The organism is Herbidospora sakaeratensis (genome assembly GCF_001570525.1).
GTDB classification, from domain to species: domain Bacteria; phylum Actinomycetota; class Actinomycetes; order Streptosporangiales; family Streptosporangiaceae; genus Herbidospora; species Herbidospora sakaeratensis.
In genome coordinates this window covers 1043346-1064037 of sequence record NZ_BBXC01000007.1, presented here as the reverse complement: position 1 = coordinate 1064037, position 20692 = coordinate 1043346, and the positions used below count along the sequence as shown (strand labels likewise).

At 71.6% G+C, this 20692-nt stretch carries 25 protein-coding genes; 15 read left to right on the top strand and 10 right to left on the bottom strand.

The features are described from left to right. Positions 1-45 precede the first annotated feature (45 nt). From AW271_RS38230 to AW271_RS04355, 4 genes are all read left to right on the top strand, one after another. Positions 46-2301 carry a glycosyl hydrolase family 18 protein gene (locus tag AW271_RS38230; RefSeq protein ID WP_083976061.1) on the top strand — a complete coding sequence of 752 codons (2256 nt, stop codon included), beginning with the start codon at positions 46-48 and terminating at the stop codon, positions 2299-2301. 115 nt (positions 2302-2416) lie between these two features. Beyond that, complete coding sequence (locus AW271_RS04365) at positions 2417-3343, top strand: NADP-dependent oxidoreductase (protein WP_062332041.1); 927 nt, start codon at positions 2417-2419, stop codon at positions 3341-3343. Between the two features lie 29 nt (positions 3344-3372). Beyond that, a complete protein-coding gene (locus AW271_RS42780; protein WP_062332038.1) occupies positions 3373-5166 on the top strand; it encodes a WD40 repeat domain-containing protein in 1794 nt (597 codons plus the stop codon). Beyond that, positions 5151-7505, top strand: a complete 2355-nt coding sequence (locus AW271_RS04355; RefSeq protein ID WP_062332035.1) for a Tex family protein — start codon at positions 5151-5153, stop codon at positions 7503-7505. Before AW271_RS42780 ends, AW271_RS04355 begins: the two co-directional genes overlap by 16 nt. Before the next feature lie 87 nt (positions 7506-7592). Here AW271_RS04355 and AW271_RS04350 read toward each other — a convergent pair whose 3' ends face one another. Continuing rightward, positions 7593-8087 carry a hypothetical protein gene (locus AW271_RS04350; protein WP_062332032.1) on the bottom strand — a complete coding sequence of 165 codons (495 nt, stop codon included), beginning with the start codon at positions 8085-8087 and terminating at the stop codon, positions 7593-7595. A gap of 165 nt (positions 8088-8252) precedes the next feature. Then, entirely contained in the window at positions 8253-8507 is a 255-nt protein-coding gene (locus AW271_RS04345; RefSeq protein ID WP_062333087.1) for a helix-turn-helix domain-containing protein, read from the bottom strand. A gap of 65 nt (positions 8508-8572) precedes the next feature. Between AW271_RS04345 and map the strand changes: the two genes are divergently transcribed. After that, positions 8573-9340: a type I methionyl aminopeptidase gene (gene map / locus AW271_RS04340; RefSeq protein WP_062332029.1), complete on the top strand. Its 768-nt coding sequence runs from the start codon at positions 8573-8575 to the stop codon at positions 9338-9340. A gap of 37 nt (positions 9341-9377) precedes the next feature. Next, entirely contained in the window at positions 9378-10004 is a 627-nt protein-coding gene (locus AW271_RS04335) for an alpha/beta hydrolase (protein ID WP_245652915.1), read from the top strand. Here AW271_RS04335 and AW271_RS04330 read toward each other — a convergent pair. Together AW271_RS04330 and AW271_RS39430 are read right to left on the bottom strand one after the other, a co-directional pair. Continuing rightward, positions 9953-10456 carry a hypothetical protein gene (locus tag AW271_RS04330; protein WP_062332026.1) on the bottom strand — a complete coding sequence of 168 codons (504 nt, stop codon included), beginning with the start codon at positions 10454-10456 and terminating at the stop codon, positions 9953-9955. The genes AW271_RS04335 and AW271_RS04330 overlap by 52 nt on opposite strands. Before the next feature lie 18 nt (positions 10457-10474). Further along, on the bottom strand, positions 10475-10627 hold the full coding sequence (locus tag AW271_RS39430; RefSeq protein ID WP_157553892.1) for a hypothetical protein: 153 nt from the start codon (positions 10625-10627) through the stop codon (positions 10475-10477). A gap of 290 nt (positions 10628-10917) precedes the next feature. On the opposite strand from AW271_RS39430, the gene AW271_RS04325 reads away from it, so the two are divergent. From AW271_RS04325 to AW271_RS04305, 5 genes are all read left to right on the top strand, one after another. Next, entirely contained in the window at positions 10918-11427 is a 510-nt protein-coding gene (locus AW271_RS04325; protein ID WP_062332022.1) for a hypothetical protein, read from the top strand. Positions 11428-11641: 214 nt separating this feature from the next. Then, entirely contained in the window at positions 11642-12094 is a 453-nt protein-coding gene (locus AW271_RS04320) for a DUF4383 domain-containing protein (protein WP_062332019.1), read from the top strand. A 42-nt stretch (positions 12095-12136) separates the two neighbouring features. Further along, a complete protein-coding gene (locus AW271_RS04315) occupies positions 12137-12850 on the top strand; it encodes an ATP synthase subunit B family protein (RefSeq protein ID WP_062332016.1) in 714 nt (237 codons plus the stop codon). Continuing rightward, positions 12847-13242, top strand: a complete 396-nt coding sequence (locus tag AW271_RS04310) for a phage holin family protein (RefSeq protein WP_062332013.1) — start codon at positions 12847-12849, stop codon at positions 13240-13242. Before AW271_RS04315 ends, AW271_RS04310 begins: the two co-directional genes overlap by 4 nt. Further along, positions 13218-13742 (top strand): DUF3618 domain-containing protein, encoded by a 525-nt coding sequence (locus tag AW271_RS04305; protein ID WP_062332010.1) that lies wholly within the window; start codon positions 13218-13220, stop codon positions 13740-13742. The genes AW271_RS04310 and AW271_RS04305 overlap by 25 nt, the downstream gene beginning before the upstream one ends. 394 nt (positions 13743-14136) lie before the next feature. On the opposite strand, the gene AW271_RS04300 is transcribed toward AW271_RS04305, so the two are convergent. Together AW271_RS04300 and AW271_RS04295 are read right to left on the bottom strand one after the other, a co-directional pair. Further along, the gene (locus AW271_RS04300) at positions 14137-14367 is read right to left on the bottom strand and encodes a hypothetical protein (RefSeq protein WP_062332007.1); all 231 of its coding nucleotides are present in this window, start codon (positions 14365-14367) and stop codon (positions 14137-14139) included. 83 nt (positions 14368-14450) lie between these two features. Beyond that, positions 14451-15032 carry a TetR/AcrR family transcriptional regulator gene (locus AW271_RS04295; protein WP_062332004.1) on the bottom strand — a complete coding sequence of 194 codons (582 nt, stop codon included), beginning with the start codon at positions 15030-15032 and terminating at the stop codon, positions 14451-14453. A 61-nt stretch (positions 15033-15093) separates the two neighbouring features. Here AW271_RS04295 and AW271_RS04290 point away from each other — a divergent pair, with 61 nt between their 5' ends. Continuing rightward, positions 15094-16311, top strand: a complete 1218-nt coding sequence (locus AW271_RS04290; protein ID WP_062332001.1) for an FAD-dependent monooxygenase — start codon at positions 15094-15096, stop codon at positions 16309-16311. Here AW271_RS04290 and AW271_RS04285 read toward each other — a convergent pair. Genes AW271_RS04285 through AW271_RS04275 form a run of 3 tightly spaced genes read right to left on the bottom strand, consistent with a single transcriptional unit; the run spans position 16281 to position 18600 of the window. After that, the gene (locus tag AW271_RS04285; protein ID WP_062331998.1) at positions 16281-17105 is read right to left on the bottom strand and encodes a PHP domain-containing protein; all 825 of its coding nucleotides are present in this window, start codon (positions 17103-17105) and stop codon (positions 16281-16283) included. The genes AW271_RS04290 and AW271_RS04285 overlap by 31 nt on opposite strands. Before the next feature lie 4 nt (positions 17106-17109). Next, positions 17110-17466, bottom strand: coding sequence for an Lsr2 dimerization domain-containing protein (locus AW271_RS04280; RefSeq protein WP_062331995.1), 357 nt, complete (start codon positions 17464-17466; stop codon positions 17110-17112). A 42-nt stretch (positions 17467-17508) separates the two neighbouring features. Then, entirely contained in the window at positions 17509-18600 is a 1092-nt protein-coding gene (locus AW271_RS04275) for an MBL fold metallo-hydrolase (protein WP_062331992.1), read from the bottom strand. 91 nt (positions 18601-18691) lie between these two features. Here AW271_RS04275 and AW271_RS04270 point away from each other — a divergent pair, with 91 nt between their 5' ends. From AW271_RS04270 to AW271_RS40555, 3 genes are all read left to right on the top strand, one after another. Next, positions 18692-19189, top strand: coding sequence for a hypothetical protein (locus AW271_RS04270; RefSeq protein WP_062331989.1), 498 nt, complete (start codon positions 18692-18694; stop codon positions 19187-19189). Positions 19190-19199: 10 nt separating this feature from the next. After that, positions 19200-19631, top strand: a complete 432-nt coding sequence (locus AW271_RS04265) for a type II toxin-antitoxin system PemK/MazF family toxin (RefSeq protein ID WP_062331986.1) — start codon at positions 19200-19202, stop codon at positions 19629-19631. Positions 19632-20099: 468 nt separating this feature from the next. Then, a complete protein-coding gene (locus AW271_RS40555) occupies positions 20100-20249 on the top strand; it encodes a hypothetical protein (protein ID WP_169806278.1) in 150 nt (49 codons plus the stop codon). Positions 20250-20364: 115 nt separating this feature from the next. On the opposite strand, the gene AW271_RS04260 is transcribed toward AW271_RS40555, so the two are convergent. After that, positions 20365-20691, bottom strand: coding sequence for a hypothetical protein (locus tag AW271_RS04260; RefSeq protein WP_062331983.1), 327 nt, complete (start codon positions 20689-20691; stop codon positions 20365-20367). Between the last annotated feature and the right edge of the window lies 1 nt (position 20692).

Below are 20692 nucleotides of genomic sequence, written 5' to 3'. Positions count from 1 at the left end.
GCGCGTCCCGCCGCATCCCCTTCCCCCCGGACGTGGAGTAGCTCGATGAGAAGAGTCCTGACCCTCTTACTGGCGATCGGTGCGCTGATCCTGCCACTGATGTTCGCGCAGTCCGCGGCGTACGGCGCGGTGACCGTGCCCCTCCGGGCCAACGCGAACGGACCGGCCCTGACCGACGGCGGCGGCAACGCCTGGCTCGCCGACAAGGCGTACACCAGCGGCACCTGGGGCCACGAGACGTCCTACGGGGCCGGCTCCACGGGCAGCGCGATCGCCGGCACCACCGACGACGCGCTCTACCAGAACTACCAGCTGTTCAGCGGGTGGGGCGGCTACAAGTTCGACGTGGCCAACGGCACCTACCAGGTCACCCTGAAGATGGTCGAGGACTGGGCGAACGCCGCCGGGCAGCGGAAGTTCGACATCCGGATCGAGAACACCGTGGTCGCCTCGGCGTTCGACGTGTTCGCCTCCTGCGGCGCGCTGACCGCCTGCGACCGCACCTACACCGCGACCGTCTCCGACGGCCAGCTCAACGTGCAGTTCAACATGAACGGCGGGGCCAACTACGCCATCGTCGCGGCCGTGCAGGTCACCGGCGGCACCGGCGGCGGCGACACCACCGCGCCCTCGACGCCCGGCAACCTCCAGGTGACCGGCGTGACCAGCAGCAGCGTCTCGCTGAGCTGGACCGCCTCGACCGACAACGTCGGCGTCACCGGCTACCTGATCTACCGGGGCGGCACCCTGGTCACCACCGTGACCGGCACCACCTACACCGACACCGGCCGCGCCGCCAGCACGGCGTACACCTACCAGGTCCGCGCCCGCGACGCCGCCAACAACCAGTCGGGCCTGTCGAACAGCGTCACCGGCACCACCTCGGGGACGGGCGGCCCCGACACCACCGCGCCCTCGACGCCCGGCGGCCTGCAGGTGACCGGCGTGACCAGCAACTCGGTCTCGCTGAGCTGGACCGCCTCGACCGACAACGTCGGCGTGACCGGCTACCTCGTCTACCGGGGCGGCACTCTCGTCACGACCGTGACCGGCACCAGCTACACCGACACCGGCCGCGCCGCGAACACGGCGTACACCTACCAGGTCCGCGCCCGCGACGCCGCCAACAACCAGTCGGGCCTGTCGGGCAGCGTCACCGGCACCACCTCGCAGACGGGGACGGGCGGGAACAAGAAGCTGCTCGGCTACTTCGTCCAGTGGGGCGTCTACCAGCGCGCCTACCACGTGAAGAACATCGTCACGAGCGGTTCGGCGGCGAAGCTGACCCACATCAACTACGCCTTCGGCAACGTCCAGAACGGGCAGTGCACCATCGGCGACAGCTACGCCGACTACGAGAAGGCCTACACCGCCGCCGAGAGCGTCGACGGCGTGGCCGACACGTGGGACCAGCCGCTGCGCGGCAGCTTCAACCAGCTGCGCAAGCTCAAGCAGCAGTACCCGAACATCAAGGTGCTGTTCTCCTTCGGCGGCTGGACCTGGTCGGGCGGCTTCGGCCAGGCCGCGCAGAACCCGACCGCCTTCGCCAACTCCTGCTACAACCTCGTCGAGGACCCGCGCTGGGCGGACGTGTTCGACGGCATCGACATCGACTGGGAGTACCCGAACGCCTGCGGCCTGTCCTGTGACGCCTCCGGCTTCGCGTCCTTCAAGAACCTGATGCAGGCTCTGCGCACCCGCTTCGGCCAGAACTACCTGGTCACCGCGGCCATCACCGCCGACGGCACCACCGGCGGCAAGATCGACGCGGCCGACTACGGCGGCGCGGCGCAGTACCTCGACTGGTACAACGTCATGACCTACGACTACTTCGGCGCCTTCGCGGCGCAGGGCCCGACCGCCCCGCACTCGCCGCTGCACAGCTACGCCGGGATCCCGACGGCCGGCTTCTACAGCGACAACGCGATCCAGAAGCTCAAGTCGAAGGGCGTGCCGGCGTCCAAGCTGCTGCTCGGCATCGGCTTCTACGGCCGAGGCTGGACCGGCGTCACCCAGGCCACCCCGGGCGGCAGCGCGACCGGCGCCGCGCCCGGCACCTACGAGGCCGGCAACGAGGACTACAAGGTCCTGAAGAACACCTGCCCGCCCACCGGCACCATCGCGGGCACCGCCTACGCCAAGTGCGGCAGCAACTGGTGGAGTTACGACACCCCGTCCACGATCACCGGGAAGATGACCTATTCGAAGGACCAGAACCTCGGCGGTTCCTTCTTCTGGGAGCTCAGCGGTGACACGAGCAACGGCGAACTCATCACGGCCATGAAAAACGGCCTCGCCTAATCGGTGAATCGGGAACCCCGGGCGTTTCGCCCGGGGTTCCTTTTCTGATCTTTTGGTTGAAATATCTACTACGATCATCAGCTTCGGGACCCCCGGACTCACTGGAGGAGAACCAATGCGCGCGGTGGTCGTCAGGAACTACGGGGGCCCGGAGGCCCTCGAGACCGTGGAGGCGCCGGCTCCCGAGCCGGGGCCCGGCCAGGTCCGCATCCGGGTCGAGGCGGCGGCGGTCAACCCCGTCGACCTGTTCATCCGCGGCGGCGGCCTGCTCATGCACGGCGCCCCGGCCCGGGAGCAGACCGGCATGGGCTGCGACGTCGCCGGCGTCGTGGAGGCCCTCGGCCCGGACGTCACCGGCGTCGCGGTCGGCGACCGCGTCCTGGCCGCCTCGACGTGGGGCGGCTTCAACCGCGACTTCGGCCCGTACGCCGACCAGGCGGTCGTCGCCGTCGACGAGATCGCCCCCGCGCCCGCCGGGTGGCCCGCCGAACGGGCCGCCGGACTCCCCCTGCCGGGCCTGACCGCGTGGCAGTGCCTCGACCTCCTCGGCCTGCCGGAGGGCTCGACCCTGCTGGTCACCGGCGCGGCCGGGAGCGTGGGCGGCATGCTGGTGCAGCTGGCCGCGCTCCGGGGCCTCACGGTCGTCGCGCTGGCGCGTTCCACCGACGAGGAGGACCTGCGGGCGCTCGGCGCGCAGTACGTCGTCGACGACGTCGCGAAGGTCCGCGAGCTGCTGCCCGAGGGCGTCGACGCGGCCGTCGACCCGGCCAAGCTGGTGCAGGCCGCCCACGACGCCGTGCGCGACGGCGGCGCGTTCGTGGCCGTCGTCGTCGACGGCGCGCCGGAGGAGGGCCGGGGCGTCAAGTCCCAGGTCATGTGGGCCCACTCGGCCCGCGAGCAGTTGGAGGCGCTCGTGGCGCTGGTGGACGAGGGCAGGGTCCGGGTCAGGATCGCCGCGACCTATCCGCTGACCGAGGCCGCCGCCGCGCACACGCGGATGGCCGAGGGCGGACTGCGGGGACGGCTCGTTCTCCTGCCGTAATCCTGACAATCTGGAATGCTGCCGGTCATATGCGCCTTAGAGTCACGCCTTTCGGCGAACCGCTGACCGGCCATTCCGCCCCCGTCGCCGGGGTGGCCCTCCATCCCGGCGGCGAGCTGATCGCCACCTCCGACGACACGGGCCTGATCCGCTACTCCACGGGCGTGGAGATGCGCGGGGCCTCGTACACGATGACCCTGGCCTTCCACCCCGACGGCCACCTGCTGGCCTCCGGGGGCGACGACGGCGTGGTCCGCCTGTGGGACCTGTCGGGGGTGCCGGCCGGCGAGCTGAAGGGCCACGACGACCTCGTGACCGCCGTCGGCTTCCACCCCGACGGCCACCTGCTGGCCAGCGCGGGCTGGGATCACACGGTCCGCCTCTGGGACCCGGTGACGCGGATGCCGGTCGGCGACCCGCTGACCGGGCACACTGGCCGGATCGTCGAACTGGCCTTCCACCCCGCCGGGCACCTGCTGGCCACCGCCGCCAAGGACGGCACGGTCCGCCTGTGGGACGCCGGCACCGGCCAGCCGGCCGGCGACCCCGTCCCTGGCGAGGGCGTCGCCTTCCTCGCCGGACGGCTGGTGATCGTCGGTTCCGACCGCCTCGCGCGCGTCGACGACGAGGTGATCACGCCGGAGCCGGTGTCCGGGCTGGCCGCCCGAGGCGACGTGCTGGCCGCCGTGAACTGGGACGACTCCATTTCCCTGTACGACCTGAGCGCCGCCCCCCTCGCCCGGGTGAGCGGCCACACGGGGGCGGTCCAGGCGGTGGCCCTCGGCCGGTCGCTCCTGGCCGGCGTCGACGACCGGGGCGAGGTCCGGCGGTGGCGGGTGGAGGGGCTGCCCGACGACGAGCCGGCCGACCGGGTCGCCCGGCTGCGCCGCTCGCTGGTGACCCTCCAGCACGCCCACGCGGTGGCCCGGCGGGTCCGCGACGACCTGCACCGCCGCCTCGAAGAACGCGACGACCTCGTCCGCCGGCTCACCGCCCGCGTCGACGAGCTGGAGACCCGGATGACCTCGGCGGTCGTCGCCCGGCGGCTGACCGGCCACGACGCGCCGGTCCACGGGGTGGCCTTCCACCCGCGCGGCCACCTGCTGGCCACCGCCGACCGGGCGGTCCGGTTGTGGGACCCGGTGACCCGCGACCCGATCGGCGACCCGCTGCCCGGCGGCCCGGTGGTGGCCTTCCACCCGGGCGGCCACCTGCTGGCGGCGGCCTGCGCCGACCACACCGTACGGCTCTGGGACCCCGGCACACGGCGTTCCTTCGGCGAGCCCCTGATCGGGCACACCGGGCCGGTGACCTGCGTCGCCTTCCATCCGTCGGGCGACACCATCGCCACCGCGGCCGCCGACGGCACGGTCCGGGTGTGGGACACCGTGATGGGCCGTCAGCTGAGCGAGCAGCCGGGCCTCAGCGCCGTCTTCGCGGGCGACGACCTCGTGGTGGGCGCCACGGCCGCGTGCGGCCACCTCGTGGCGACCGCCCTGCCGGGCGGCGCGGTCCGGCTGGAGAACCGGCGGACCGGCGCGGCGCGCGAGCTGACCGGCCACGCCTCCGACGTGCGGGCGGTCGCGTTCGACGCCACCGGCGAGCTGCTGGCCACGGGGGGCGGCGACCGGGCCGTCCGGATCTGGGACACCGCGAGCGGCGCGGAGCTGAGCGTGCTCACCGGCCACACCTCCGCCGTCAACGGGGCCGCCTTCCACCCCGACGGCCACCTGCTGGCCACCACCTCGGACGACTGCACCACCCGGCTGTGGCCGACCAGGCTCGGCGGGCACGCCGGTCCGGCAGAATGGGCCGGAGCCTAGGGAGAAGGAAGATCGTGATCCAGTCGATCAACCAGCGGATCGCCGAGGAACTCGGCGTACGTGAGCGGCAGGTCGCCGCGGCCGTCGATCTGCTCGACGGCGGCGCGACGGTGCCGTTCATCGCCCGCTACCGCAAGGAAGCGACCGAAATGCTCGACGACGCGCAACTGCGCGCGCTGGAGGAGCGGCTGCGCTACCTGCGGGAGATGGAGGAGCGCCGCGCCGCGATCCTGGAGTCGATCCGGTCGCAGGGCAAGCTCGACGACGCGCTCGAGGCGCAGATCATGGCGGCCGACTCGAAGGCCCGGCTGGAGGACATCTACCTCCCCTACAAGCCGAAGCGCCGCACCAAGGCCCAGATCGCCCGCGAGGCCGGCCTCGAACCGCTGGCCGACAAGCTGCTCGGCGACCCCGCGCTCGACCCCGCGACGGTGGCGGCCGGCTTCGTCGGCGAGAACGTCGCCGACGCCGCGGCGGCCCTCGAAGGGGCCCGCGCGATCCTGATCGAGCGTTTCGGCGAGGACGCCGACCTGATCGGCACCCTCCGCGAGTCGATGTGGAGCCGGGGCCGGCTGATCTCGGCCGTCCGCGAGGGGAAGGAGGAGGCGGGGGCCAAGTTCTCCGACTACTTCGACTTCGCCGAGCCGTTCGCCAAGCTGCCCTCCCACCGCATCCTGGCGATGTTCCGGGGTGAGAAGGAGGAGGTGCTCTCCCTCACGCTGGAGCCCGAGGAGCCGCAGGAGGGCCCGAGCACGTTCGAGGTGCGCATCGCCACCCGGTTCGGCGTCTCCGACCAGGGCCGGCCGGGCGACAAGTGGCTCTCCGACACCGTGCGGTGGGCCTGGCGCACCCGCATCCTGGTGCACCTGGGCATCGACCTGCGGATGCGCCTGTGGCAGGCGGCCGAGGACGAAGCGGTGCGGGTGTTCGCGGCCAACCTGCGCGACCTGCTGCTGGCCGCCCCCGCGGGCACGCGCGTGACGATGGGCCTCGACCCGGGCCTGCGCACGGGCGTGAAGGTGGCCGTGGTCGACGCGACCGGCAAGGTCGTCGACACCGCCACGATCTACCCCCACGAGCCGAAGCGGCAGTGGGACCAGTCGATGGCGGTGCTCGGGGCGCTGTGCCAGAAGCACGGGGTCGAGCTGATCGCGATCGGCAACGGCACCGCCTCGCGCGAGACCGACAAGCTGGCCGGCGAGCTGGTCGCGCTGATGCCCGGCGTGACGAAGATCATGGTCTCCGAGGCGGGGGCGTCGGTCTACTCGGCGTCGGCGTTCGCCTCGCAGGAACTGCCCGGCCTCGACGTGTCGCTGCGCGGCGCGGTCTCGATCGCCCGCCGGCTGCAGGACCCGCTGGCCGAACTGGTCAAGATCGACCCGAAGTCGATCGGCGTCGGGCAGTATCAGCACGACCTGGCCGAGCAGAAGCTCTCCCGCTCGCTCGACGCGGTGGTCGAAGACTGCGTGAACGCCGTCGGCGTCGACGTGAACACCGCGTCGGCCCCGCTGCTGACGCGCGTGTCGGGCATCGGCTCGACGCTGGCCGACAACATCGTGCAGCACCGCGACGCCAACGGCCCGTTCCGCTCGCGGTCGTCGCTCAAGCAGGTGCCGCGCCTGGGCCCGAAGGCGTTCGAGCAGTGCGCGGGCTTCCTGCGCATCCCCGGCGGCGACGACCCGCTCGACGCCTCCAGCGTGCACCCCGAGTCCTATCCGGTGGTCCGCAAGATCCTCACCGCCACCGGCGGCGACCTGCGCACCCTGATCGGCAACACCACCGCGTTGCGGTCGCTGAAGCCGGCCGACTTCGTCGACGGCGTGTTCGGCCTGCCGACGGTGACCGACATCCTCGGCGAGCTGGAGAAGCCCGGCCGCGACCCGCGCCCGGCGTTCAAGACGGCCGCCTTCCGCGAGGGCGTCGAGAAGATCTCCGACCTGCAGAAGGGCATGATCCTCGAAGGCGTGGTCACCAACGTGGCGGCGTTCGGGGCCTTCGTCGACGTCGGCGTGCACCAAGACGGGCTGGTCCACGTGTCGGCCATGTCGAACACCTTCGTGAAGGACCCGCGCGACGTCGTCAAGCCCGGCGACATCGTCAAGGTGAAGGTGCTGGAGGTCGACATCCCCCGCAAGCGCATCTCCCTGACGCTGCGCCTGCAGGACGAACCGGCCCGCCAGCAGGCCCCCCGCCAGGAACGCGGCGAACGGCAGCCCCGCCAGGACCGCCAGCCGCGCCAGCAGGACCGCCGCCAGTCGTCCCCGCCTCCGGGCGGCGCGATGGCCGAGGCGCTGCGCCGCGCGGGCCTGACCGACGACGGCGGCCGCAAGAAGCGCTGACCCGGGCCACTCCGCCGACGACCGGCGCGACGTTCCCGGACGTCGCGCCGTTCCGGCTCGCCCTGCCTGGCTGATCGACCTGGTGGATCAGGTGCCGAACAGCCCGTAGGAGCCGTGCACGACGTTCGAGCTCTTCGTCATCTTCGGGTAGCCGGGCGCCTCAAAGATGATCTTCGTGTAGACCTCGTCGCCGGTGTCGTACACCGGGATGTCGTCCTCGTCGAGGTACTTCGCGCAGAACAGGGTGAGGTCGGAGACGATGAAGAGCCCGCCCCCGTTCTTGTCCGAGATCGCGCTCAGGGTCGCCTTGGGCCCCTTGTACATGCGGTTGTCGTAGACGGCGTCCTCCCCCCAGATCTCCACCCGGGCCGTCGCGCCGTTGTCGACCAGGTACTGCGCCTGGGCGTGGGTCATGCCGACCTTGCCGACCGTGAGCACCCGGCAGTCGTTGCTGTTCTTGAGCTCGGTGACGGTCAGGCGCACGGTCAGCTTGCCGGGTTCGTCGGCGGCCTGGGCGGGCGCGGCGAACACCAGGGCCGCGAGGGCGGCCACGCCGACGGCGATCTTCTTGTACGGGGACATCGCGCTTCCTCCTGCAGAGTGAGTCGACGCCACCGTCGGACGGCCACCTTGCGAGCCGCTTGACGCCCGGCCCGGCCGCCCCGGGAAGACCGCCGCGACCTGCGCGAACACCCCGGGCCACTCCGGCGGCGGGCCACTTCTCCGGAGGCCCGCGCCGGGCGGGGGTCAGGCGGCGCGCTCCGCTGTGGTGATCTCGGCGAGGACGTCGAGGGAGATGCCCAGGGCGGCGGCGAGGGCGGCGATGGTGAAGAACGCCGGGGTCGGGACCCGGCCGGTCTCGATCTTGCGGAGGGTCTCGGGGCTGATGCCGGCGGTGGCGGCGACGTCGGTCATGCTGCGGTCGCCGCGGGCCTGGCGGAGGAGGGCGCCCAGGCGGTTGCCGCGTTCGTGGTCGAGTTCGGTGAGCGGTGGTCGGACCATGCACGCGATCATAGCAACACGTGATAACAATACCGGTATAAGTATTGGATCCACGGGAGTACACCATGGTTGAGATCAAGACCGCTGCCGAACTGGACGCCATGCGCGAGGCCGGCCGGGTGGTGGCCAGGGCGCTGCGGGCCGTCCGGGAGGCGATCACCCCCGGCGTGCGGCTCGTCGAGCTCGACGAGATCGCCGCGACCGTCATCAGGGACAGCGGCGCCAAGCCCGCCTTCCTGCACTACCAGCCGCGCTTCGCGCCGACCCCCTTCCCCGCCGTCATCTGCGCCTCGGTGAACGACGTGATCGTGCACGGCATCCCCGGCGGCTACCGGATCGGCCAGGGCGACGTCGTCTCCATCGACTGCGGGGCCTACCTGAACGGCTGGGCGGCCGACTCGGCGTTCACCGTCATCGTGGGCCCCGCCGACCCGGCCGACGAGCGGCTCGTCGCCACGGCGGAGAAGGCGCTGGAGGCGGCCATCGCCGCCGCCGTCCCGGGGAACCGGCTCGGCGACATCGGCGCGGCGATCGGCGCGGTCGGACGGGCCGCCGGTTACGGCATCCCGCACGACTTCGGCGGCCACGGCATCGGCCGGCACATGCACGAGGACCCGCACGTCGCCAACGAGGGCCGGCCGGGCAGAGGGCTGGTGCTGAAGGCCGGGATGACGCTGGCCCTGGAGCCGATGTTCACGGCCGGGGGCAGGGACCGCTACGTGACGGCCCAGGACGGCTGGGCCCTGCACACCGTCGACGGCAGCCGGGCCGTCCACGTCGAGCACTCCGTCGCGATCACCGACGACGGCCCCCGCGTGCTCACCCTCGTCTAGACCCGTCCGTTCGGGGCACCGCTCCGAATGAGATGTCATGGAGAGCATGCCGTACACGACGATCCATCCCGCCCGGGGCGCGACCCGGCTCGTCACGCTGGTGCTGCACGGCGGCCGCGAGGTCGGGCCCGGCCCGACGAGCGCGTGGCAACTGGCCGTCCTGCGGATGGTGCCGTTCGCCTGGGCGATCCGGAACGCCGGAGCGCGGCGCGGAGTCGCGGTCTGGCGGGTGCGCTACCGGGTCCGCGGCTGGAACGGCCCGGCCGCCTCCCCCGTGGCCGACGTCGAGCGGGTGCTGGAGCAGGCGCGGCTCGCGCACGGGATCGACGTCCCGGTCGTCATGGTCGGCCACTCGATGGGCGGCCGCACGGCGCTGCGCGCCGCCGGGCACCCGAACGTGCGGGGCGTCGCGGCGCTGGCGCCGTGGTTGCCCAAGGGAGAGCCGGTCGAGCAGCTCAGAGACCGGCGGCTGCTGCTCGCCCACGGCACCGACGACCGCATGACCTCCCCCCGGGCCACCCACTACTACGCCGGGCGGGCCCGGGAGGTGACGCGCGACGTCGAGGTGCTCGACGTGCCCGGGGAGAACCACGCGATGGTGCGCGACCCCCGCTACTGGCACGACCTGGCGGCCGGCTTCGTGCTCTCGTTCCTGCCCGGCTGACGCAGCAGCGCGGCCACGATGAGCCCGTAGGCGACCACGGCCAGCGCCCAGAAGGCGCCGTCCGGGCGGGTGCCGAAGTAGTCGTCGGCCTGGCTGCCCGCGGTCTCGTCGGCGGGCAGACCGGCCAGTTCGAGGGTGGACGGAAACGCGTCGACGAGCTCCACGAGATGGCCCAGCCCCAGCAGCCCGCAGACGACCCCGACCACGACGGCCGGGGTCCGCGACCGCACCAGCAGGGCCACCGCCACCAGCAGCGGCATGACGCCGATGAGGAAGACGTCCACGGGAAAGAGCAGGCCCCGATGGCCGCTGCCCGGGAAGATCGTGCCGGCCATGCCGACGGGCATCGGCGGAACCGATCCGCCCCCCTCGCCGTGAGCCAGCAGACCGATCGGCACCACGGCGGCGACCAGCGCGATCAGGGACCAGGGACGAAGGAGCCGCGTCAGCACGCCGACGAGCGTAGCGGCTCAGCTCAGGGCGTTGAACGCGTCGACCAGGGTCGGCAGGACGGCCGCCGCGAGCCCCGCCGCCACCAGGTTGAAACGCGCGCCGACGTTGAGCGCGGCCAGGATGAACAGGACGAACGCGATCAGGTAGCAGATCAGCTCGAAAACGGCCATGTCAGACACCTCCGGACGGAAACGCCGACCACTTCCCGGGACGACGACGGTCGTCGGTACTGCCCATGGATCGACGAGTTGATCACCGTTCGGACGATCTTTTCCGCTGTCGCGGAGAACCCGGGAGATGTCCTGCCCGTGCCTGTTTCCCGGCGGATTTCCGGCGCAGGACAGAGCAGGTGGGCCTACGAGAATCTCGCGCCGGGCAGGTCGTTTCCGTGTTCAGGCCGGGCGTTTCCCCGGGCCGAAAGCGCGTTGACCGGCCGACCGAACTTCGCCATTCTGGCGCAATGTTCTCATTACGTCCCCTCGCGGGAGCGATCCTGACATCCGCTCTCCTGACCGGTTACGCCGTCACGCCGGCCGCCGCCTCCGTCCAGGAGTCGGCCACGGTCTCCCAGACCGCCGCCGCGGCGCGGCCGGGCAACGGGAAGGTCCTCTACGACCGCGTCAGCGGCGGAGAGGGCGTCCTGAAGATCAAGAACGGCACCGCCAAGGACGGCGTCGTCACGCTCGTCCGCGGCAAGACCAAGGCGTTCAGCCTGTACGTCCGCGCGAAGTCGACCGCGAGCTTCAAGCGGGTCGACGACGGCAACTACACCGTCTACTTCACCACCGGCTACCGGTTCAGCACGTCGAAGCGCAAGTTCACCAAGAGCGCCTCCTACCAGCGCTTCAACGACCGCCTGAGGTTCAGCACGACCGCCACCCAGTCGACCATCTGGACCCTCACCCTCAACCCCGTCAAGGGCGGCAACGCCCGCACGTCCGGCGTCAACCCGAAGGACTTCCCGTCCTGACCCACCACCTGCGAAGTTGTCTGGCGTACAGCGCGGAACCCCCTCCGCGGCTACGCCAGACGCCCCGCCGAACGGTCGGTGTTGGCGGCGGGTCTCCGCCCGGTGGATGTGGGCCATGACGATTGAGGCCGACATCGCCGGGTAGCGCTCGGGGACCAGCACATCAGTCGCGCTGTCGAGACCGTCCGATCGACGTCATGTCGTAGGAGGACTCGTGAACACCTCTGTCTCCCCCCGCACCCGCTTACCGCTGCGCCGCGCCGCCCTCATCACGGGTGTGGTCTTCCTGCTGGTGGGACTGCTCGGCTTCGTGCCGGGCGTCACCACGAACTACGAGGCGATGGAATTCGCCGGGCACCACTCCGAGGCGCTGCTCCTCGGCGTCTTCCAGGTGTCGATCCTGCACAACATCGTGCATCTGCTGTTCGGCCTGGCCGGCATCGCCGCCTACCGCTCCTGGGCCGCCTCCCGGGCGTTCCTGATCGGCGGCGGCGTCGTCTACCTGCTCCTGCTGGTGTACGGCCTCCTCGTCGGACACGAGAGCGACGCCAACTTCGTCCCTCTCAACACCGCCGACAACTGGCTGCACCTCGTACTGGGCCTGGGCATGGTCACCCTCGGCGTCGTCCTCTCCCGTGCGGGCGAGGGCACACGCGGCCGCGCCTAGAGGCGTCCCTCGATGAGATCCACTTACGACGCAGGAGCCCTCATGAGTGAACAGACCACCCCCGGCGCCGTCGGCCGCGCCAAGGAGGCCACCGCGGACACCGCGCGGACGGCGAAGGAGCAGGCCCGCCAGGTCGGCGACGAGATCAGGACCCAGGCGGGCCAGGCCGCGCACCAGTTGCGCGGACGGGTCCGCGACGAGGCCGACTCCCAGACCCGGCGAGCCGCGCGGAGCCTGCGGCAGTGGGCCGACGACCTGTCCGGCATGACCGAGAGCGGCAAGCCCGACAGCCCCGTCCACGGCGTGCTCCAGCAGGTCGCCGGCACCGGCCACCGGGCCGCCGACTACCTGGAGGACCGCGGCCTGGGCGGCGCGACGGGCGACCTGCAGGACTTCGCCCGCCGCCGCCCCGGCGTGTTCCTGGCGACCGCCCTGGCGGCCGGCTTCCTGATCGGCCGCGTCGCGAAGGCGAGCACCGAAGGCACGTCCGGCTGGGAACCGACCGGCTCGACCTCGACCGGCTCCGCATCCACCGGCTCGGAATCGGCCGGCTCAGGACCAACCGGCTCAAGATCGACCGGCTCTACCGGTTCAGGAACGACCGGCCCGGTCACGACCTACCCCACCGACTACACCACGCCCGCCTTCCCGGCGACCGATCGGACCCCGCCCGCCCCCGGCCAGAGCTACCCGACCGATTACGGCACGCCCGCCCCCGACCCGGCCACCCGGCGCACCGACGAGGATCTGCGATGAGCGGTCCCGTCAGGCCGGAGCCCACGCTCGGCGAACTGGTGGGGCGGCTCGGGGGCGACCTGTCGACCCTGTTCCGGCAGGAGGTCGAGCTGGCCAAGACGGAGATCAGGGCCGAAGCGGCCAAGGCGGGCAAGGCGGCCGGGCTGTTCGGCGGCGCGGGCGTGGCCGGCTGGATGGCGGCCATCTTCCTGAGCCTGGCCGTCGTGTGGGCGCTCGACGCCGTCATCGACGCCGGGTGGGCCGCGTTCGTCGTCGCCGTCCTGTGGGGTGGCGCGGCCGCGGCCATGTACGCCCGAGCCCGCCGCCAGGCGCGGGAGATCAACCCCGTACCGGAGAAGACCGTTCAGACCCTGAAGGAGGACGCCCAGTGGATGCGCGACCGGACGAGCTGAAACGCGACATCGAGCGGACCCGCGCCGAGATCGCCCGGGACGTCGACCGGATCGGGGAGCACACGAGCCCCCGGCAGATCATGCGCCGGCGCACCGAGGGCATCCGGACCACCACCCGAACCATCAAGGAGCGCGTCATGGGCACCACCGGGCACGCGGCCGGGACCGTGCAGGACAACCTCGCCGAAGCGGGCGAGACGCTCAGGAACACGCCGCACCAGGCGATGCGCGGGACCCGGGGCAACCCGCTGGCCGCCGGGCTGGTCGCCTTCGGCGTCGGCGCGCTGGCCGCCGCCCTCATCCCGGAGAGCCGCGCGGAGAAGCGCGCCGCCGCCCAGGTCGGCAAGTACGTGCAGCCGGTCGTCGACCAGATGAGGGACAGCGCCCAGTCGCTCGGCCACGAGGTCAAGGAGACGGCCCAGCAGGCCGCCGAGAAGGTCCGGCAGACGGCCGGCGAGGCGGCCCACACCACGGCGGACCAGGCCAGGGACCGTATGTGAGCCGGGGCCGCTCCCGCCGCGCGGTCGCGTCCCGGGGAGCAGGGTGCACGTGATCTTGTAACGGAGAGGCGGGAGCGGCCGTCGTGAGTTTGAGATCGCCCGGGATCGTGCTCGGCGCGGGGCGCGGCGGGTTCGTCGACCGCATCCTGCTGCACCAGGAACGGGTTCGGTCGCCCCCCACGACCGGGCCTGCTTCAGCAGGGCCTCGCGGTCGGCCGGGAACACCTGCGTCCCGCTGATCCACTTGGCCGGCTCACTGCGGCTGTCGACCTCTCCCGAGGTCATCCCCCCGGGCGATCCGGGCTCGTGAGTCATGGTCCGGGTCCTACCTGCGGCGACATGGGCAAACATGCCCCTTCTGGGTGACCCGTTGGCACGCGGTGAGCAACTCTGTTCAGGCTCTGCAAGCCGTGACGGCGCGGCACCGCAGCGGGTGGTTGCCGCCCCGCACAGGGCCGCGACGCGCTGCGGCGGGCGGGGCCGGCCAGGCGGAGCCGTAACGGAAGAAGATCTGAGACGCGGAGGGGCGGCACACCCGTTTGGGCGGGTGTTCGGCCAGGATGACGGCGCTCATCGCGCCGGTGACCGGCAGCCCGCCGGCCAGGCTCGCGGTCAGTCTGTTCATGAGGACTCCTGTCACGGCAGGAAGTGCTCACAGCGCGGCTGTCGTGCTGCTCTCCGGCCGCTGCCCGGCTCGGCGCGACACGATCACCGCGCGTACTGCCCGGCCGTGATCGTGCGCAGGGCCTCGACCAGGTCCTGGGCTGAGGGCGCGCTGTCGGGGTCGACCAGCCACTGGGTGGCCAGCCCGCCGAGCAGCGCCTGGTAGAACGCCCCCACCGCCATCGCCTTGCGCTCGTCGGCCTCGGGGTCGAGGTTCTCGAAGAGCGCCGCCAGCCCCAGCCGGGCCTGCCGGTTGGCGCTCGCGAACGCCTCGCGCACCTCGGGCAGCCGGTCCATCTGCGCGACGAGTTCGAACTGGATGGCCCAGAGGGGCCGGAGGCGGACGTAGGACTCGATGATCTGCGTCCAGATCGCCTCGAAGCGCTCCAGGGGTGTGGTGCCGGGCGGGGCCTCGGTCGACAGGGCCCGTTCGATCTCCTTGCCCCAGTCTTCCATCGCCTCGATGAGGGCCTCGTTCAGCAGCGCCTTCGTCGACCGGAAGTGGTAGCCGATGGCCGCGAGGCTGGTGCCGGCCGCCTCGGCGATGTTGCGGGAAGTGGTGCCCGCGTAGCCCTTCTCCATCAAGCACAATTTCGCCCCGGCGAGCAGATCTTCCCGATTTCCCATGCTCAGCAGCGTAGCACAAACGTCTTGCACAATCGTCCTAGACGTTTGTACAGTTCGTGGCATGACGAACATCCTCATCTCCGGCGGCAGCGTCGCCGGGTCCGCGCTGGCCTTCTGGTTGCGGAGGCACGGCTTCACCCCGACCGTCGTGGAGCGCGCCCCCGCCCTGCGGACCGGCGGCTACAAGATCGACGTGCGCGGAGCGGCGCTGGAGGTCGTCGACCGCATGGGGCTCCGCGAGGAGGTCGCCCGGCACGGCACCGACATGCGGATCGCGCGGTTCGTGGACGCAACCGGCCGGCAGCGGGCCACCATGAGCGCTGAGTTGTTCGGCGGACGCGAGGGTGACGACGTCGAGATCATGCGCGGCGACCTGGCGCGCATCCTCCACGACGCCACCAGGGACGACGTCGAGTACCTCTTCGACGACTCCGTCACCGCGCTGGAGGAGACGGCCGACGGCGTGCGGGTCACCTTCGAGAACGCGCCCCCGCGCACCTTCGACCTGGTGGTCGGCGCCGACGGGCTGCACTCCAACGTGCGGGCGCTGGCCTTCGGCGCGGAGTCCTCCTACGTCCACGACCTGGGGCACTACATCTCGATCTGCACCGTGCCGAACCACCTCGGGCTCGACCGCACCGAGATGATGCACCCCGCGCCGGGCCGCAGCGCGGGCATGTACAGCACCGCACGCGGCGCCGACGCCACGGCGATGTTCCTGTTCGCCTCGCCCCCGCTCGCCTACGACCGCAAGGACGTCGCCGGGCAGCGGGCGCTGCTCGCGGAGGTCTTCGCCGGGCAGGGCTGGGAGGTGCCCCGGCTGCTCGACGCCGCCGCCGGCGCGCCCGACTTCTACTTCGACTCGATCAGCCAGGTACGCATGGACCGCTGGTCGTCCGGCCGGGTGGTGCTGGTCGGCGACGCCGCCTACGGGCCCTCCCCCGCCTCGGGTCAGGGCACCAGCCTGGCCCTGGTCGGCGCGTACGTGCTGGCGGGCTCACTCGCCGCCGCGGGCGGAGACCACCGGGCCGCGTTCGCCGCCTACGAGGACGACCTGCGGCACTTCGTCGAGGAGAACCAGAAGCTCGCTCCGGCCAACCTCAAGGGCATGGTGCTGAAGTCGGCCGCGCAGATCCGGTTCCAGATGTTCCTGCTGCGCCTGATGCCCTACCTGCCCGGCCGGGACACCATGATCAAGCGGGTCACCGAGCCGATCCGCACGGCGGCGACCGCGATCACGCTCAAGGACTACGGCCGGGCGTCGAGCAGCGCCTCGTAGGCCTCGGGCGCGGTGGTCTCGCAGCCCAGGCGGTGGCCGGTCAGCGCGCCGTGGTCGTCGCTCGACCCCGTCACGACCAGGCCGAGGTCCTTGGCCAGGCCGCGCAGCTCCTCGCGGGCCGTCGTGGTGTGGTCGCGGTGGTCGACCTCGACGCCGGTCAGCCCGGCGGCGGCCATCTCGGCGATCCACTCGTCGGGCACCACCCGGCCGCGTTTGGCCGACCGGGGATGGGCCAGCACCGCCACGCCCCCGGCGGCGCGGGTCAGCTGGACGGCGCGGATCGGATCGAGGGCGTAGCGCGCCACGTGGGCGCGGCCGCCCGAGCCGATCCAGCGGTTCGAGAAGGCCTCTTCGATGTCGGCGACGGCGCCGACCGCCAGCATCGCCCGCGCCACGTGGGGCCGGCCGATGACGCCGCCGCCCGCGATGCCCTCGACCATCTCCAGCGTGATCGGCACGCCGAGGTCGATCAGCCGGGCCACCATCTCGGCGGCCCGGCCGTCTCTGGCCTCGCGGATCAGCGCCGTCTCCCGGGCCAGGCCCGGGTGGTCGGGGTCGAACAGGTAGGCGAGCATGTGGATGCTCATGCCGTCGCGGCGGCACGACAACTCCATGCCGGGCACCAGGGTCAGGCCGTCGGGCAGGTTCGCCAGCGCCTCGGCGTGGCCCCCGACGCCGTCGTGGTCGGTGAGGGCCAGCACGTCGAGACCGGCCTCACGGGCGCGCCACACCACCTCGGCGGGGCGTTCGGTCCCGTCGGAGGCGGTGCTGTGGCTGTGGAGGTCGATCCGCACCCGATCAGGATTCCACGGGCTCCCGCTGCGCCGCCACGAAGGCGTCGATCACATCGTCGGGCAGTTTGCCGCGCGCGGGGACCTCCAGGCCCTGGGCCCTGGCCCAGTCGCGGACGTCGGTGTTGGTGAAGCCCTGGAGCTTGCTCGGCTCGGCCGGCTTGCGGCCCCGCCCGGCCTGCTTGACCTCACGGCCCTTCTCGATCGCCAGCTCGATGAGGCCGACGGCCTCGGCGAGGCGTTCGTTGTTGGCCTCCGACAGGTCGATCGCGAACAGCTTGTCGAGCAGGCGGAACTCCCGCCGCGAGACGTCTTCCCCTTCGGACGCGTCGAGATCATCGATCAGGACGACCTTCTCGGCCACGTGGCTACTCCCCCGGTCTTCACGATTACGGAAGCCGACAGCCTATTCGATCTGCTGCCACCAGCCGTCCACAAGCGGCGGCTCGTCGACCGCGAACCGCTCTCCCGGCCTGGGCACGGCCAGGTGCACGCCCCGGCCCTTCGCCTCCCGCCACAGCCGGTCGACCGGCTCACCCCACGAGTGGAAGGCCAGCGTGAAGGTGCACCAGTGGACCGGCACCAGCAGCCCGGCGTTCAGGTCGAGGTGGGCCCGGACCGCCTCCTCGGGCGTCATGTGGATGTCGGGCCAGCTCTCGCTGTAGGCGCCGATCTGGACCAGCGCCGCGTCGAACGGGCCGTGGCGGCGGCCGATCTCGGCGTACCCCTCGAAGTAGCCGGAGTCGCCGGTGTAGAAGATCTTGCGGCGTTCGCCGGCCACCACCCACGAGCCCCACAGGGTGCCGTTGCGGGTGAAGGAGCGGCCCGAGAAGTGGCGGGCCTCGGTGACCGTGAGGGTGAGGCCCCTGATGGTGACGCTCTCGTTCCAGTCGAGCTCGACGATGCGCGACTCGGGCACGCCCCACCGCTCCAGGTGGGCGCCCACGCCGAGGGGGACGACGAACGGCGCGTCCTGGAAGCCGGTGAGGGCCTGGACGGTCCGCATGTCGAGGTGGTCGTAGTGGTCGTGGGAGATCACGATGGCGTCGAGCCGGGGCACCATGTCGATCGGCAGCGGCGGCTCGTGGTTGCGCCGGGGGCCGGCGAAGGGCACCGGCGAGCACCGGTCGCTCCACACCGGGTCGAACATGACCCGGCGGCCCTCGATCTCGGCCAGCACGGTCGCGTGGCCGTACCAGACGAGGTCGAGGTCGCTGATCGGGTCGGGCGCGGGCGTGAGCACGGGGATGACGCCGCGCGGGCGGCGCTGCTCGCGGCCGAACAGGAGATCGCGGAGGATCTTGGCGGTCTCCTCGCGCGGGGTGACGACCGCAGGCGCCGAGTTGGCGAACGCGGTGCCGCGGAACTGCGGGGAACGGCGGACCCGATCGGCGCGCACGCCGGTGGGGTGGGCGCCCATCGCCTCGGGGACGTCGCGCAGCTTCCACGCGACTCCAGCGGCCAGTGCCCCCGCGACAAGCCATCCGGTTTTTCGCATACGAGGAATGGTGTCACAGCACCTTGATCACCCGGCCGGGAGAGGCCGTGTCGCGCCGCGAGTGGCCTCCGAGTGGCTACAGTGCCAAGAGATGAACCAGGAAAAATCCCGCCATGTCATGTCGACCGCGCCCCTGGGGTGCAGTTGCGGGGCCGACCTGCCCGACCAGATGTCGGCCGAACTCCACGCCTCCGAGGCCAATCTCTGCACGGCCTGCTTCGGCACCCTCGAAGAGGAGCCCTTCCCCGGCTGGCGCCGGCGCTGCCTGGCCTGCGGCGGCACCGGCCGACGGGGTCCGCAGCTCGTGTGGGAGCTGGCGCACGCCGAAGCCGAGACCGTCATCCCCGTCCGGGTCGTCCTGGCGCTGCTGCCGGCCCGGCCGTTCCGCCTGTCGGAGCTCGCCGACCTGGTGCGCGAACGCCTCAACCTGCCGCCGGGCAAGCTGCCGGTCGGCCCCCGGGTGCGCGACGTCCTGCTCCAGCTCCAGCAGGAGGGCGAGGTCGCGCTCATCTCCGCGCCCGAACAGCTTCTGGACGATTCGGGAGCGGTCCTCTATGACGACCCATACTGGGTGAAGACCGTCCGATAGGGTTCCTATCGTGCGTGATCATGGAGCTGACCCGCGCCCGTCGCGGGGCGCCGTCCGCGAGGTCCACCGGATCGACCGGGCGGCCCGCATGGAGTACTCGCCCGACCTCGACGGCCTGGCCGACCCGGGCGAGGTGGTCTGGACGTGGGTCCCCTACGAGGAGGACCCCTCGCGCGGCAAGGACCGCCCGCTGCTCGTCGTCGGCCGCCACGGCCGCCGCCTGCTCGGCATGATGTTGTCGAGCAAGGGCGACGACTCCCCCGACTGGCTGCCGCTGGGGGTGTGGGGCGGCGACGACCGGCCATCGTTCCTCCGGCTCGACCGCGTCTTCGAGATGGACGAGGACGACATCCGGCGCGAGGGGGCGGTGCTCGACCCGATGCGGTTCGCGCGGGTGGCGGCGGTGCTGAAGAAGACGTGGAGCTGGGCGGCCGACGGCTGACACCCACCTTCCTTCGGGCCATCGATCTGTTTCCGTGCAATCGGCGATCCTGGCCATAGCGGCGCTTTTAATCCGTAGGTTCAGGGTTCGGATCCCTGGCACCCCACCACTCTTGTCCCGATTTGACCGGTGGCTATACCCCGGTTTGGGGCCTCGGGCAGCGAGGCGAGACCGGCTGTGGTTGCTCGGCGGTTGCTCATTGGTACGTCCCAGCGCGGCGTGGAGATCGCTTAGGGCGTCGGCGTAAAGCCGGATGCAGGTGACGACCACAGAGCACCCATCAGATGCGGGCTCACGGGTGCCGTTCCTCCCCTAACGGGTCGGCTTATGGTCAAGCAGTGGTCAAATCGCCGACGCGCGAGGGAACATCGTTTCAGGATGGCAGCCGTTTTGACGGCTCCTCCCGGAACGGATCGTCGTGATTGTTCGTGCGTTCACTCTCTCGGAGGCGGCCGCGAGGCCGACCGGGTGGAGCTGACCGCTCACACCCTGGCCATCCTGCACGGGACCTTGTGGCCCGAGCCCGCCGAGGCGGCGACCGCGGCCTCGATGCAGGTCGTCAGCATGAAGGTGCCGAACAGAATCGACTTCATGCGCCTGATCGGGCTGGCAATGTGAGCGAGCACATCCGGCGCCGCTGAGACCATCGGGTTTCAGCGCGCGTGGTCCGAAGAGGGGCCGCCATGAGGGCCGAGACCGCTGGCGGTTTCCCGGCCCTCATGGCGATGGCGTGTCAGCTCTCAGGGCCGCGAGCCGGGACCACATGGCGGAAGATCAGGGTCTCGGCCTCCATGGCGGCCTGCCTGATGCGCTTGGCCTCCTCGCCTTCGTAGAGGTGGCTCGCCGAATCTATCCAGGAGAACAGTCCGACCAGAGCGTTCACTGCGGATTTGGGCAGGTGCTCCTCCGCCTCCCAGGCGGCCCCGAATCCGGTGATCGCGTCTGCCAGCCGGGCGAAAGCCGTCTCGTCCATTCCGTGGGCGAGGCGAAGGGCGCCGATGAACTCGTCAGCTGCTTCCTGTAACTCTCGTCCGGCCTGGGTCCGCTCCGCGTTACTCATG

Excerpts from the sequence above, each read along its gene's own strand:
- AW271_RS04260 (WP_062331983.1), bottom strand. The coding sequence starts at position 20,691 with ATGAGTAACGCGGAGCGGACCCAGGCCGGACGAGAGTTACAGGAAGCA.
- AW271_RS42780 (WP_062332038.1), top strand. The coding sequence starts at position 3,373 with ATGCGCCTTAGAGTCACGCCTTTCGGCGAACCGCTGACCGGCCATTCC.
- AW271_RS04335 (WP_245652915.1), top strand. The coding sequence starts at position 9,378 with ATGGAGAGCATGCCGTACACGACGATCCATCCCGCCCGGGGCGCGACC.
- AW271_RS04365 (WP_062332041.1), top strand. The coding sequence starts at position 2,417 with ATGCGCGCGGTGGTCGTCAGGAACTACGGGGGCCCGGAGGCCCTCGAG.
- AW271_RS04350 (WP_062332032.1), bottom strand. The coding sequence starts at position 8,087 with ATGTCCCCGTACAAGAAGATCGCCGTCGGCGTGGCCGCCCTCGCGGCC.
- AW271_RS04315 (WP_062332016.1), top strand. The coding sequence starts at position 12,137 with ATGAGTGAACAGACCACCCCCGGCGCCGTCGGCCGCGCCAAGGAGGCC.
- AW271_RS04295 (WP_062332004.1), bottom strand. The coding sequence starts at position 15,032 with ATGGGAAATCGGGAAGATCTGCTCGCCGGGGCGAAATTGTGCTTGATG.
- AW271_RS38230 (WP_083976061.1), top strand. The coding sequence starts at position 46 with ATGAGAAGAGTCCTGACCCTCTTACTGGCGATCGGTGCGCTGATCCTG.
- AW271_RS04275 (WP_062331992.1), bottom strand. The coding sequence starts at position 18,600 with ATGCGAAAAACCGGATGGCTTGTCGCGGGGGCACTGGCCGCTGGAGTC.
- AW271_RS04290 (WP_062332001.1), top strand. The coding sequence starts at position 15,094 with ATGACGAACATCCTCATCTCCGGCGGCAGCGTCGCCGGGTCCGCGCTG.
- AW271_RS04310 (WP_062332013.1), top strand. The coding sequence starts at position 12,847 with ATGAGCGGTCCCGTCAGGCCGGAGCCCACGCTCGGCGAACTGGTGGGG.
- AW271_RS04300 (WP_062332007.1), bottom strand. The coding sequence starts at position 14,367 with ATGAACAGACTGACCGCGAGCCTGGCCGGCGGGCTGCCGGTCACCGGC.
- AW271_RS39430 (WP_157553892.1), bottom strand. The coding sequence starts at position 10,627 with ATGGCCGTTTTCGAGCTGATCTGCTACCTGATCGCGTTCGTCCTGTTC.
- AW271_RS04355 (WP_062332035.1), top strand. The coding sequence starts at position 5,151 with ATGGGCCGGAGCCTAGGGAGAAGGAAGATCGTGATCCAGTCGATCAAC.
- map (WP_062332029.1), top strand. The coding sequence starts at position 8,573 with ATGGTTGAGATCAAGACCGCTGCCGAACTGGACGCCATGCGCGAGGCC.
- AW271_RS04325 (WP_062332022.1), top strand. The coding sequence starts at position 10,918 with ATGTTCTCATTACGTCCCCTCGCGGGAGCGATCCTGACATCCGCTCTC.
- AW271_RS04345 (WP_062333087.1), bottom strand. The coding sequence starts at position 8,507 with ATGGTCCGACCACCGCTCACCGAACTCGACCACGAACGCGGCAACCGC.
- AW271_RS04270 (WP_062331989.1), top strand. The coding sequence starts at position 18,692 with ATGAACCAGGAAAAATCCCGCCATGTCATGTCGACCGCGCCCCTGGGG.